The organism is Streptomyces galbus, assembly GCF_005280195.1.
Classification (GTDB): domain Bacteria; phylum Actinomycetota; class Actinomycetes; order Streptomycetales; family Streptomycetaceae; genus Streptomyces; species Streptomyces galbus.
Genome location: NZ_SZPR01000012.1, coordinates 490,693 through 503,655, shown reverse-complemented (window position 1 = coordinate 503,655; position 12,963 = coordinate 490,693). Strand labels below are relative to the sequence as shown.

General features: G+C 75.0%; 11 protein-coding genes. 5 read left to right on the top strand and 6 right to left on the bottom strand.

From position 1 onward, the window contains the following. Positions 1 to 84 precede the first annotated feature (84 nt). Positions 85 to 690, top strand: coding sequence for a dihydrofolate reductase family protein (locus tag E4U92_RS15280; protein ID WP_137300917.1), 606 nt, complete (start codon positions 85 to 87; stop codon positions 688 to 690). A gap of 13 nt (positions 691 to 703) precedes the next feature. On the opposite strand, the gene E4U92_RS15275 is transcribed toward E4U92_RS15280, so the two are convergent. Further along, a complete protein-coding gene (locus E4U92_RS15275; protein ID WP_137300916.1) occupies positions 704 to 2,023 on the bottom strand; it encodes a tannase/feruloyl esterase family alpha/beta hydrolase in 1,320 nt (439 codons plus the stop codon). 207 nt (positions 2,024 to 2,230) lie between these two features. Between E4U92_RS15275 and E4U92_RS15270 the strand changes: the two genes are divergently transcribed. Continuing rightward, positions 2,231 to 3,316, top strand: coding sequence for a sensor histidine kinase (locus E4U92_RS15270; RefSeq protein ID WP_137300915.1), 1,086 nt, complete (start codon positions 2,231 to 2,233; stop codon positions 3,314 to 3,316). Continuing rightward, entirely contained in the window at positions 3,313 to 3,945 is a 633-nt protein-coding gene (locus E4U92_RS15265) for a response regulator transcription factor (protein ID WP_137300914.1), read from the top strand. The genes E4U92_RS15270 and E4U92_RS15265 overlap by 4 nt, the downstream gene beginning before the upstream one ends. Before the next feature lie 160 nt (positions 3,946 to 4,105). Here E4U92_RS15265 and E4U92_RS15260 read toward each other — a convergent pair whose 3' ends face one another. The 5 genes from E4U92_RS15260 to E4U92_RS15240 form a co-directional block, all read right to left on the bottom strand. Continuing rightward, positions 4,106 to 6,085, bottom strand: a complete 1,980-nt coding sequence (locus tag E4U92_RS15260; protein WP_137300913.1) for an elongation factor G — start codon at positions 6,083 to 6,085, stop codon at positions 4,106 to 4,108. Between the two features lie 365 nt (positions 6,086 to 6,450). Further along, entirely contained in the window at positions 6,451 to 6,957 is a 507-nt protein-coding gene (locus tag E4U92_RS15255; RefSeq protein WP_137300912.1) for a metallophosphoesterase family protein, read from the bottom strand. A gap of 138 nt (positions 6,958 to 7,095) precedes the next feature. After that, a complete protein-coding gene (locus E4U92_RS15250; RefSeq protein ID WP_174863864.1) occupies positions 7,096 to 7,467 on the bottom strand; it encodes a DUF6479 family protein in 372 nt (123 codons plus the stop codon). A gap of 91 nt (positions 7,468 to 7,558) precedes the next feature. Then, positions 7,559 to 10,006, bottom strand: a complete 2,448-nt coding sequence (locus E4U92_RS15245; RefSeq protein ID WP_168725120.1) for a SpoIIE family protein phosphatase — start codon at positions 10,004 to 10,006, stop codon at positions 7,559 to 7,561. Between the two features lie 307 nt (positions 10,007 to 10,313). Continuing rightward, positions 10,314 to 11,687, bottom strand: a complete 1,374-nt coding sequence (locus E4U92_RS15240; RefSeq protein ID WP_137300911.1) for a S1 family peptidase — start codon at positions 11,685 to 11,687, stop codon at positions 10,314 to 10,316. Between the two features lie 192 nt (positions 11,688 to 11,879). Between E4U92_RS15240 and E4U92_RS15235 the strand changes: the two genes are divergently transcribed. Together E4U92_RS15235 and E4U92_RS15230 are read left to right on the top strand one after the other, a co-directional pair. Next, complete coding sequence (locus tag E4U92_RS15235; RefSeq protein ID WP_137300910.1) at positions 11,880 to 12,293, top strand: PaaI family thioesterase; 414 nt, start codon at positions 11,880 to 11,882, stop codon at positions 12,291 to 12,293. Positions 12,294 to 12,691: 398 nt separating this feature from the next. Next, positions 12,692 to 12,907 (top strand): type A2 lantipeptide, encoded by a 216-nt coding sequence (locus E4U92_RS15230; protein ID WP_137300909.1) that lies wholly within the window; start codon positions 12,692 to 12,694, stop codon positions 12,905 to 12,907. Positions 12,908 to 12,963 lie beyond the last annotated feature (56 nt).

The window sequence follows — 12,963 nt, the reverse complement described above, 5'->3', positions numbered from 1 at the left end:
GCCGTGTCCCCGCCCGGCGCGTCCGATGAGTTTTCCGCTCGCGGTCGGTCCAGGCTCGTGACACCCACGGGAGAGGACACCGCCATGTCGGAGCTTCTGGTCGACTTCATCACCACCCTCGACGGATACGCGTCGGGAGAGGGATGGCCCGGGTTCTGGGGCCTCGAGGGCCCGGAGTACCTCGCGTGGCTCGGCGAGCAGCCCTCGGCCACGTATCTGATGGGAGCGAACACCTACCGCCTGATGTCGGGCTTCGCCACGGGCGAGATCCCTCCCGGCGAGGACGGCTTCCGGCCCGAGGAGGAGGCGTCCCTCGACGAGCTGGCGCGGGCGCCCAAGGTGGTGTTCTCCTCCTCCCTCGAGGAGCCGTTGACGTGGGCCAACTGCACGCTCGTCCGCGACGACGCCGTCGAGGCGGTCCGCGCCCTGAAGGCGAGCGGCCCGGGACTCCTCAGCACGCTCGGCAGCCTCGGCCTGAGCCGGTCGCTGCTGCGGGCGGGACTCGTCGACCGCTTCCGGGTCGTGATGTTCCCGGTGATCACGGGGGCCACGGGCGAGGAACGCATCTACGACGGCTATCCGGACGTGGCCCTGGAGATGACCGGGTCGCGCACCTTCGACGGCCGCATCCAGTTGGTCGAGTACCGGCCCCGCGTGCTCGACCACCCCCCGCTCGGCGCCCCCGCGTGACGTCGCCCCGGCATCAGGGCGTGTGCCGGGTCCACGCCTCCAGCTCGGCGAAGGCCGTGACGAAGGACGGCAGCATCGGCTTGAGCGTCCCGGGCGCGAGGGGGACCAGCCCGTCGGTGTGGGTGCCGCCGGCGACGAGGACGTAGCGCTGCAGGGCGGAGCGTCCGGCGTCGGTGACCATGCGGTGGTACACGTCGCCGAAGGCGGACGGCGGGGTGAGGACGTCCAGGGTGCCCTGGATGCTGATCAGGGGCCGCTGGATGCGCCCGCTCAGCGCGATCCGGTCCACGGCCCGGTGGACGGCGGCGGGGCGGGAGGCGAAGTCGTAGTCGGTGTCGCAGCCCGCGCCGGTCCCCGCCGGGCAGAACGGGGTCCCCGCCTGCGCCGCGCCGTCGTACCCGGGGTCGACCTCCTCGCGGATCACCCGCTGCAGGAAGTCCCACTGGGTGCGGTAGTGGTGGTCCCACAGCGCCTCCGAGCCCGCGGGATAGCCCGCCGCGAGCATCTCGGCGTGCGCGTCCGGGTCCCCCGCCCGGTAGCGGGGGTAGGCGCGCAGCGCGGGCGGGAGGGTGGTGAGCAGGCTGCCGTTCCGGGTGAAGGTGAGGGCGTTCCAGTCGATGCCGCCGGTGTACAGCCGCGGGTAGTGCTCGAGCTGCCAGCGGACCAGGTACCCGCCCGCGGAGAGCCCGGCGGCGTACGTGGTGCGCGGGGCGTGGCCGTAGTACGCGGCGGCGGTCCGCTGGGCCGCCCGGGTCAGCTCCGCGAAGCGGCGGTGCCATTCGAGGATCGCGTCTCCGGGGCGCTCGCCGTCCCGGTAGATCTCGGAGCCGGTGTTGCCCTTGTCGGTGGCGGCGTAGGCGTAGCCCTTGGCGAGCACCTGGTCGCTGATGATGCGGTCGTTGGCGTACTGCTCGCGCACGCCCGGCGGGCCGGCGACGACCAGGCCGCCGTTCCAGTGCCGGGGCAGCCGGACGACGAACTGGCTGTCGTGGTGCCAGCCGTGGTCGGTGTTGGTGGTGGAGGTGTCCGGGAAGTAGCCGTCGACCTGGACGCCGGGCACGCCGGACGGGGTGACGGTGCCCGGCGCCTCGAGGCCGGCCCAGTCGGCGGGGTCGGTGTGGCCGGTCGGCACGGTCCCCGTGGTGGTCAGGTCGGCCAGGCAGGCGGAGACCGTGTAGGCGGCTCCCGGGACGTGCACGTCGGCGCAGCCGGCCGGGGCGGGGCCCGGGTGGCGGGCGGTCGCCGCGGGGGGCGCCGCGGCGTCGGCGGCCGCCGCGGGGGCGGCGAGGCAGGTGGTGAGCAGCAGCGGGACGACCGCGAGACGGCGGAGCACGCCGTTCTCCTCTCGGTGGGTGACGGGACGCCGCCGAATCTAGGAAGCGCGGGTCCGCGGGAGTAAGTGCGGGACGGCCAGAGGCCGGTGGCCGAAGGGCACATGACCTGTGGCCAGGATGTGGGACGGCGGCTTCCGGTCCGGCGCCCGCTGCGTAGGCTGCCCGCGGTGGGAGTGGGGAGACGCGTGAGCCCGTGGGGAGGCCCGATGACGCGACCGGTGCCCTGGATACCTTCCGTCCTGTACGGCGCCGTGCTGTTCGGGGGTGTCTACTACGCCGCGATCGGGCCGGGACTCGGGGTGCGGGCCCTCGGGTTCGCGGGTCTGCTCTGCGCGCTGACGGTCCTGGACGCGCGGGAGTGGCCGGTCGCGCCGGGGGCGGTGTTCGCGGTGAGGGCGGTGCTGCTGGGCGCGGTGGCGGCGCTCGACCCGTCCGGGCTGTCCCGGGTGCTGTTCGTGCTGCTGCCGTTCCTGGCGTTCTTCGTGTACGGGCGCACGGTGTCCGTCGTGCTCGGCGCCGGCTGCGTGGCCGTGCTGGCGGGGGTCTTCACCGTCCGGGTCCCGCACTGGGAGGTGCGGGCCGAGTACATCTCCGACCTGTTGATGTTCGCCCTCGGGGTGGTCCTGGCCCTGGCCATGGCAGCGGTGGCCGTCCGCGAGCAGCAGGCCCGCGCCCGCCTGGAGGGCACGCTCGCCCAGGTGGCGGCGCTGTCCGCGGCGCGTGAGCGCAACCGGCTGGCCCGCGACATCCACGACAGCCTCGGCCACCACCTGACCGCGATCGGCATCCAGCTGGAGAAGGCGGAGGCGTTCGCCTCGCTCGACGCGGCCGCCTCCGCGCGGGCGGTGGCCCACGCACGGTGGTCGGCGCACCAGGCCCTTGACGAGGTGCGCGCCTCGGTGCGGGCGCTCGGCCCCGAAGCCGAGTCCGAGCCGGCCGGCCTCGGACGTGCGCTCACCGACCTGGTGCACCACCTGGACGGGGGCAGCGGCCGGATCACCCTGGAGGTGTCCGGCACCGAACGCCGGCCGCTGCTGGTGCTGTACCGGGCGGCGCAGGAGGGACTGACCAACGCCTGCCGGCACTCCGGGGCCACACAGGTCCGTGTAGATGTCGCCTACGAGGAGCACGGGGCCCTCCTGCGCGTGGCGGACAACGGGCGCGGGCTCGGCAGCGCCGAGGAGGGGTTCGGTCTCGCGGGCCTGCGCGAACGCCTCCGCCTCGCCGGCGGGTCGGTGGACCTGCGCAGTTCGGCGGCCGGCACCGTGCTCACGGTGAGGGTCCCCTGGTGACCGGGGTGCAGGACCCGGCCACGCGGGTGCTCGTCGTCGACGACCAGGAGCTGGTGCGGGAGGGCATCTGCGCGCTGCTCGGCATCCAGCCGGGCGTCGTGGTGGTGGGCAGCGCCGGCGACGGCGCCGAGGCGGTGGAGGCGGCGCAGGCCCGCCGCCCCGACGTGGTGCTGATGGACGTGCGGATGCCCGGTCTGGACGGCGTGGCCGTGACCGCCCTGCTGCGGCGGGTCCTGCCCGCCTGCAAGGTGGTGATGCTGACGACGTTCGCCGACGACGAGTACGTCACCCGGGCACTGCGCGCCGGGGCGGTCGGGTACCTGCTCAAGAACCTGCCCGCCGCCGCCCTCGCCCAGGCCGTCCGCCTGGCGCACGCGGGCGTCGCCCAGTTCGACCAGAGCGTCACGGCGGGCCTGACGGCGGGCGTGCCGGCGCCGGAGCTGCTCACCCCGCGCGAGACGGAGGTCCTGCGCCTGATCTGCGCGGGCGCCACCAACAAGGAGATCGCCGCCCGCCTCTACCTCAGCGAGGGAACGGTCAAGAACCACATCTCCCGCGTCCTGAGCCGCCTCGGCCTGCGCGACCGCACCCAGGCGGCCCTGTACGCCAGGGAGAACGGGCTGCTGTGATCCCGGGGCCCCGGTCCGCCCCACCGGGTCGTCACCAGGGTGGCTGCCCTGGGGCGGGGCGCGGACGCGGGCGGGGACGCGGGGCCGGCGTACGGCGGTCGCCCCCACGAGGCGCGCACAGGGGGCGAAGCCGGCCCGGCGCGGTCGACGGGTCGTCGGCTCAGCGGTCGACCCGGCGGGTGACGTTCAGCAGGTACTCCTTCCGGTTCAGCGGGTTGTGGTCGGTGCGCGGCCGCTCCGGCACCGCCGCGCCCGGCGCCACGGGCGCGTAGTGGTCGAAGGCGCTCTCCAGCTCGCCCTCGCCGCGCGTCAGGCCCGGCAGTCGCTGCTCCAGCGCGTGCACCCGCGCCGCGGGCACCGCGCCCTCCAGGACGCACGTCGCCCCGTGGGTCCGGGTCGTCTGCGGCACCGCCCCCAGCCGGGCCAGGACGGGCAGCAGGGCGCCCAGCGTGTCGGCCGGGGCCTCCAGGCGGAAGCGGTGCATCGGCTCGTGCACCCGGGTGCCGGCCCGCCGCAGCGCCTGTGTCAGCACCAGCGGGGTGAGTCCCCGGAAGTCGTGGCCGGTGCTGGACATGCTCTTGTCGAAGCGCTGGTGGGCGTGGCTCTGCCGGGGCGAGTAGCCGCAGTGCGTCATCGTGACCGCGCAGTCGGTCACCTGCCAGCCGTGCAGGCCCTGTGCCAGCGTCTCGTGGACCGTGTCCCGCACCGCCTTGAAGAAGGCGTACGGCATGGAGCCGAGCTCCACCTCCAGCGCGAAGCCGACGCCGCTGCCGGGCGGGGCGGCGTCGACGCGCAGGCCGACGGTGGCCAGGAAGGGGTTGCCGTCCCCGCCGTTGAACTCGACGGCGGCGCCGCTGCCGGCCGGCCGCTCGACGCACAGCGGGGTCGTCCCGCGGAACGTGACGTCGACACCGTGCTCCTCGGCGAGGGTCGCCTGCAGGACCTCCTTCTGCACCTCGCCGTACAGCGAGACCGACGTCTGCGCGCGGACCTCGTCGTGGCGCAGGGCGATCAGCGGGTCCTGCTCGGCCATCCGGGTGAGGGCCAGGTGCAGGGCCCGGCGGTCGGTGCCCGGCGCGGGGACCACGACCGTCTCCAGGGTCGGCGGCGCGAAGTGGTGGTCCTCGCTCCGACGGGCCACCCCGACGGTGTCACCGATGCGGATGTCGGCCAGGCCCCACAGCCGGGCGATCCGGCCTGCGGGGACCTCCTCGGCGCGGACGTCGGAGCCGTGGTCGAAGACGCTCAGCGCGGTGATCCGGCCCTCTCGGCCGGCCGCGCCGAACGGCAGCCGGTCGCGCACGCGCAACGTGCCGGAGACCACCCGCGCGCAGGCGACCTTCTCCCCCGCCGGGCCGCGCTCCACCTTGAACACCGCGGCGGACGGCGGACCCTCGGGGTCGCCCGCGGCGGGCGGCAGCAGCTCGGTGAGGCCGTCGACCAGCGCGTCGATGCCGGCCCCGGTCATGGCCGAGCCGAAGAACACCGGGTGCACCGAGCCCCGGCGGGAGGCGCCGGCCAGGGCGGCCCGCAGCCGTTCGGGCGGGACCGCGCCCGCGCCCTCGACGTACGCGGCGAGCAGCGCGTCGTCGTGGTCGGCGAGCACGTCCAGCGCGTCCGGGGCGAGGCCGGGCACGACGTCCGCCCCGCGGGTGCCGGGTGCGGTGACCCGGCCCAGCGGCACGACCGCCGGGGTCAGGCGCTCGGCGAGCGCCCGCAGGACCGCCTCGGGGCGCGCGCCGCGCCGGTCGATCTTGTTGACGAAGACGAGGGTGGGGATGCCCAGCCGCCTCAGGGTGCGCATCAGCACCCGGGTCTGCGCCTGGACGCCCTCGACGGCGGAGACCACCAGCACGGCGCCGTCGAGCACGCCCAGGGCGCGTTCGACCTCGGCGATGAAGTCCGGGTGGCCGGGGGTGTCGATGAGGTTGACGGTGGTGTCGCCGACGGGGAACGAGACGACGGCCGCCTTGATGGTGATGCCGCGCCGGCGCTCCAGCGCGAGGGTGTCGGTCCGGGTGGTGCCGGCGTCGACGCTGCCGACCTCGTCGGTGATCCCGACCCTGTGCAGCAGCCGTTCGGTCAGGCTGGTCTTACCGGCGTCGACGTGCGCGAGGATGCCGAGGTTGAGCAGGTGCACGGAGCGTCATGTCCTTGGGAGTGGGGTGGATTCCTTCCTGGATGGACAGCGACGCAGTGCGCACGGGGGCTCCTCGGGGGACGACGGCAAGGACTCCTGCAGTGCAGCAGAGCCGGGCGGGCGGCGGCAACGGATTAAAGAGCGCGGAACAAATCGAACAAATCGGTCGTCGAATGAGGGTTGGCCCCCTGCCGGAGGGGTAGGCGGCGCGTGACGGACGAGACATGCATGTCGGTCAGTCCTCTGTCCCCGAGCCGTGGGAAGGAGGTCCGTGACAGCGCACACTCACAGCGTCCGGGCCGTTTCCGGGGAGAACCAGCCGGGACGGCCCGGTCCGCTGCGCGGGGCGGGTCACGGCCTGCGGGTCACGGCCTGCGGGGCGGCAGACGGTGCAGGACCACGTCCGTGAGCCGGCCGTCCGTGACGGCGGCGGTCATGTACGTGCAGTGCGGCTGACGGCGGCGGTCCGTCGGTGAGCCGGGGTTGAGCAGGCGCAGCCCGGAGGGCGCGGTGGTGTCCCAGGGGATGTGGCTGTGCCCGAAGACGAGGACGTCCAGGCCGGGGAACCGGGCGGCGCAGCGGGTCTCGCGGCCCTGGGCGGGCCCGGTCTCGTGGACGACGCCGAAGCGCAGGCCGCCGAGGTCGGCGTACGCCACCTCGGGCAGCCGGGCGCGCAGCGCGGGCCCGTCGTTGTTGCCGTACACCGCGACGAGCCGGCGGCTGCGCTCCTCCAGCAGGTCGAGGGTGGCCGTGTCCACCCAGTCCCCCGCGTGCACCACGACGTCCGCGCGGGGGAGTTCGTCGAGCAGCGGGGCGGGCAGGGCCTTGGCGCGCTTGGGCAGGTGGGTGTCGGACACCAGGAGCAGACGCACGGCACCAGCCTACGGGCGGGCCCGGCGGGGCGCCGGGCCGCGAGGTGAGGGGCGTGGCGCGCGGCGTCGGCGTCCCACAGGACCGACGCCGCCGCGCGGCCGTCACGGAGGGTTCAGCGCCTCTCTGCGGTGGGCGGGTCAGCGGGCACCCGGTCCGCCACTGCCGAACCCGCCGCTGGAGCCGTCGCTCCACTGGGGCGGGGTCTGGTCGGCGCTGTCCCGGCCGCCGGTGGGGTTCAGCTCGTGCGGGGTCAGCCGGCTGCCGTCCTCGCTCCGGGGCATCTCGTTGGGTTCGCGCACCCGGCTGCTCTCCTGCACGGGGCCGTCCACGGGCCGCTGCGGCTGCTCGCTCGGCGCGGGCGGGCCCGGCTCGTTCTTGCGGACCTTGAACCCCAGGCGGAAGGCCCAGATCAGGCCGCCGACGAGCGCGAGGCCGACGACGATGAAGGCGACGGTGGCCAGGGCGGACCGGCCGGAGGCCGCCAGATAGGCAGTGGCGAAGGTGTCCATGCCCGGCGGGTACCCGGCGCGTCCGTGAGAACACGTCCCGGCGCGGGACGCGCCCCGTTCGGCGCACGGACCACCGGTGACGGGCAGCGGCTCAGCCGTCGAGCTGCAGCTCGCACCACACCTGTTTGCCGCCGCTCACGGGGACGGTCCCCCACGACTCCGCCATCGCCTCGACCAGCAGGATGCCCCGGCCTCCGGTGGCCTCCCAGCCGAGGCTGGTCGGCTTGACCGGGGTGCGCGGCGAGGAGTCGGTCACGGCGATGCGCAGCCGGTGGTTGATCAGCGTGAGGTCCAGGCGGACCCGGCCGTCGGTGTGCACGAGCGCGTTGGTGACCAGCTCGGACACCACCAGCAGGGCGGGGTCCATGACGTCCGGGCGGACGCCCCAGGCGAGCAGGGTGCGCCGGGTGAAGCGGCGGGCGTGGCGGGCGGCCTCGGGGACGCGCCACACGGTCCAGCCCTCGCGCAGCGGCCGTACGGCCATGCCGTCGTAGCGCATGAGCAGCAGTGCCACGTCGTCGCTGCGCGGGGCGTTGGCGAGCAGGGCGTCGGCGACCAGGCCGAGGTGGGAGGGGTCGGAGACGGCGAGTGCGTGGGCGAGGCGCCGCAGGCCGGTGTCGATGTCGCACTGCGCGGTCTCCACCAGACCGTCGGTGGTCAGGGCGACCACGGTGCCGGGCTGCAGGCGCAGCGGGGTCATCGGGAACTCGGCCTGGGTGAGCACGCCGAGCGGGGGGCCGCCCTCGGTCTCGGCGATGTCGGTCGAGCCGTCCGGGTACCGCAGCACCGGGGGCGGGTGCCCGGCGCGCACGCACCAGGCGGTGCCGGCCTCCATGTCGACCTGGACGTAGGCGCAGGTGGCGAACAGGTCGGTCTCCAGCTCCAGCAGGAGCCGGTTGGCGTGCGAGACCACCACGTCGGGCGGGTGGCCCTCGGCGGCGTAGGCGCGCAGCGCGGTGCGCATCTGGCCCATCAGGGTGGCGGCGGCCGTGCTGTGGCCCTGGACGTCCCCGATGACCAGGGCGACCTGGTTGTCGGGCAGCGGGATCACGTCGTACCAGTCGCCGCCGACCTCCAGGCCGGCCGTGGCGGGCAGGTAGCGGGCGACGGCGACCGCGCCGGGCAACTGGGGCAGGCGGCGCGGCAGGAGCTGGCGCTGGAGCATGCCGACCAGCTCGTGCTCGGCGTCGAAGGCGTGGGCGCGCGTCAGGGCTTGTCCGACGAGACCGGCGGAGGCGGTGAGCAGGGTGCGCTCGTCGGGCCCGAAGTCGTGCGGGGTGTCCCAGCCGATGAGGCAGGCGCCCGCCATCCGGCCGCCGGCGGGCAACGGCAGCACGGCGAGGCCGCCGGGGCCGACCTCGGCCAGCGCCGGCTCCAGCGCCGTCCCGGCGGGCCAGATCTGCGCGCGCCCCTCGCGCAGGGCGGCGGCCAGGGTGGGCATGGCCCGCACCGGCGCGTCGGGCCACTCGGTGCGCCACTCGGTCTGCCACAGCTCCGGCCACGCCTCGGCCTCCGGCGGGTCCAGGACGGTGACGACGAGCCGCTCGTTCTCCAGCTCGGCGAGCGCGATCCGGTCGGCGCGCAGCGGCACCCTGAGGGCGGCCACGACGGCCTGGCTGACGTCGCGCACGGTGCCGGCGGTGGCGAGGGTCGCCGCGAGGCGCTGCACCCGCGCCACGTCAGTGATCCCGCTGCGCAGGCTGGAGGCGTCGGCGACGGTGCCGACGAGCCGCGCCGGTCGGCCCTCCCCGCCGGGCAGCAGCCGGCCGCGCAGCCGCAGCCAGCGGGGCGGTCCGGTGGGCTGGAGCACGCGGAACTCCAGCTCGCGCTCCCCGATGGTCATGTGGTCGGCCTCCACGACCGACATCAGCGAGGGCAGGTCCTCGGGCACGGTCAGGCCGAGCAGGGTCTCCACCCGGCCGTCGAACTCCTCGCGGGTCAGGCCGAACAGGTCCAGGATCGCGTCGCCGACCTCGACCCGGCCGGTGTCCATGGCGAGGGCGAACGCGGTGCCGCGCAGCTCCTCGCCCTGCTCCACGGCGGCCCGGGCGGGGCAGGCGACGGCCCCGGCGACCAGTTCCAGGCAGTCGCGCTCCTCGGGGCCGAACCCGTCGGGGCTCTCGCTGACCGCGAGCAGACAGCCGCCGGTGCCGTCGGACACGGGCAGTGCCGCCAGATGGACGTCGCGGGAGGCCATGCGGCGCGCGTCGGCACCGTCGGCCAGGTCCTCGGGGCCCAGCCACACCGGACGCCGGGCGCGGTACGCCTCCGCCGCCGGCGAGTGCCCGTCCCTCGGATAGCTCTCGCGCAGCCCGTACACGGTGCGCGGCACGCCGGCGGACTCCACCAGGCGCAGCAGGCGCTCGCGGTCGTCGTCGGGCGTGTACACCGCGGCGAAGGACGCGCCCGCGAAGACGAGGGCCTGTTCCAGGACCCGACGCGTCCGTTCGGGTGAACGGGAGTCGGCAGCGACCGTCTTGAGGGCGACCTCGGCACGCACCGTCCTCGCTCCGCGTCCCGCAGCGCCCTGACTGACCACGTGGGTATTACAGCGCTTGTGGGGCGTCCGCGCAGCCCCTGTGACCGCCCCGCGCAGGCGGGAAGGCGATCGCGGGAGCCCCTTGCGCCCGGCGTCGCGCCCCCCGGGGCCGCGGTGTCCGTCCGTCGGGGGTCCTGGGCCGTCCGGGGCAGAGGGCGCGGGGCGCGTGCCCTCGCCGCCGCCCGCCCCCGCGCGGGGGCGGTCCGGTCCTCCCGCCGGAGGACCGGACCGTTCCACCACCGGGGCGCAGCCGCCGGTGGGGCTTCGCGGGCCCGCGGAGCGGGGAAGCGCGCGGGCCCGTGCCGGGTCAGTGGGTGTCGGTCAGCCCCGAGCGGCCGGACCGCCCGGCGTGCCCGGTGCCGGACGCCTGGCCGGTGCCGGAAGCCTGGCCGTTCGAGGCGTCCGCCCCGGACTGGTCGTCGGCCGCTCCTGAGCCGTCCGCGGAGCCGTCACCGGCGCCCGCGCCCGCCTCCTGGCCGCCGCCTGTCTGGTCGCCGCCCGCCTGCTGCCCGTTCCCGGCCTGCTGGTCGCCTCCGGCCTGCTGGCCGCCCGCGCCTGCGTCGCCCAGCGTCGCGCCCGTCGCCGCGAGGGCGGTGGTGACCGGCTGGAAGAACGTCTCACCGCCGGACGTGCAGTCGCCGCTGCCGCCGGAGGTCAGCCCGACGGCGCTGCCGTCCTGGGTGAACAGCGAGCCGCCGCTGTCGCCGGGCTCGGCGCAGACGTCGGTCTGGATGAGGCCGGTGACGGTGCCCTCGGGGTAGTTGACCGTGGCGTCGAGGCCGAGCACCTGGCCGTCGTGCAGTCCGGTGGTGCTGCCCATGCGGAACACCTGCTGCCCCACGGTCGCCTCGGCGGCCTGGAGGATCTGCACGCTCTGTCCGCCGCCGACGTTCACGTCGCTCGGCGCCTGGGTGTTCGGGTCGTCGTACTTCACGAGCGCGAAGTCACCGTTGCCGGGGAAGGTCGCCTGGTCGACGGTGGCGATCGGCGCGCCGTTCTGCGCGTCGGACCACTGCTGGGCGGCGACCCCGCAGTGACCGGCCGTCAGGAAGGCCGGGGAGCCGTCGCCGGCGGTGACGTTGAAGCCGAGGGAGCAGCGCGCGCCGCCGCCGAAGATGGCGTCGCCGCCGGAGGCGAAGGTCTTGAAGGTGCCCGCGGACTTCTTGACGGTGGCCATGCCGGAACCGAGGCCGTCGACGGTGGACTCCAGCCGGTCCCACCGGGCTCCGGTGACGGTGGAGTCGGCGGTGACGAGGATCTTGTTCGTCCGGGGGTCGACCGCCCAGGCGGTACCGGGGATGGTCGCCTTCGTCCTCAGCGTCCGCGCCGCCGCCTTCAGTTCGGCCGCGCTGTTGTCCACCTGGCGCACCTCGGCGCCGGCCTTCTTCGCCTGCACGATCACGTCGTCGTCGCCCGAGACGTCGGTGACGTCGACGACGAGCCGCCGGCTCGCGGAGTCGTAGTACGACCCGGCGAAGGCGTCACCGAGCAGTTTCGAGAGCTGTGCGGAGAGGTCGGAGGCGTCGTCCGCCTTGAGGGTCCTAGCGGTGGACGCGCCGCCCCCGCTGCCGCCGTCCTGGGACGCGTTCGCCTGGGGGAGCAGGAGGGCCGCCGCTCCGAGCGCCGCCACACCGCCGACGGCGATGGCGGCCTTGCGCTTCGGAATTCGCTTGTGACTCAACTTCTTCGACCTCCTGGGGGGGGACGGGGTCTCGTGCTGCCCGTGCGGCAGCCCGTACAGCGGCGCCTGGTTGGCCGTTGGTACGCATGCGCCGGGCGGTGCGTTCAACCCCGCCGGGGCGGCGTCCGGCGCGTGCGGCCGTTTCGGCCACGGTCCGCGTCCCGGGGTCGACACCGGGGAAGGATCGCCCCCATGACGATGACGACCGCCGAAGCCGACACGATCCTCGCCGACAACTTCGCGCCCTGGGTGCGGGCCCTGGGCCTGTCGGTCACGTCCCTGGGCCCCGACCGGGCCGTGCTGCGTCTTCCCTGGTCGGGGGCGCTGGCGCGGGAGGGCGGGGGGCTGTCGGGGCAGGCGCTGATGGCGGCCGCGGACACCGCCACGGTGATCGCCGTGTCCTCGGCCCGCGGCGCGTACGGCCCCATGACGACGGTTCAGCAGTCCACGTCGTTCCAGCGGGCGGTGACCGACTCGGACGTCCTGATCGAGGCGGTCCTGACCAAGCTGGGCCGGCGGATGGCGTTCGCGGACGTCGTGATGACCGCCGAGCGCACCGGGGAACTCGCCGCGCGGGCGAGCACCGTGTACGCACTCCTGGGCTGAGACGCACGGTGACCGGCACCTGACGCTGCGTCATGGATGGGCGCCCCACTCTTCGCTCCAGAGAATCTGCACAGCGAATGCCCAACGGGGTCACCGCGCACGGGGCTTCTGCACAACTCCCGGGCACCGCGGCACGCCTTTGGGGCGGGAGTGCCGGATTCGCGGTGCGTGTCGCCCGCGTGCCGGGGTGCCGTTGCCGCACGACCTGTGAAGGACTCGCCGGAAAGCCGTGGGCACACCGTCACCGTTTGCTGCCCCGCAGAGCCAAGTTCGCAGGTGGGGGGCCGGGTTGAGTGGCTGTGCGGGGCGCGGACCTGCTTACATCCAACGCACCGCGGGAGCACCGCTCAGCGCTCCGGCGGCCCCTTGTGAATATCCATAGGAAGGGAAGTTCCCCCATGAACTCCACCCCCCAGGTCGAGACCGTCGAGATCTCCGACGCCGAGCTCGACAACGTCTCCGGCGGCCTGTCGCTCAACACCCTGAACACCGTCACCGGTGCGGTGGACGGCATCGCCCCGGTCACCGGCCTGGTCGACACCGCCGTCTCCACGGTCGAGGGTGTCACCGGCCTGAACGTGGCCCCGGTCACCAACCTGGTCGCCGGTCTCTGATCGCACCCGGTCGCCCTGAGTCCCGGAGCCGTGCGCGGTTCCGGGACTCACGGGTG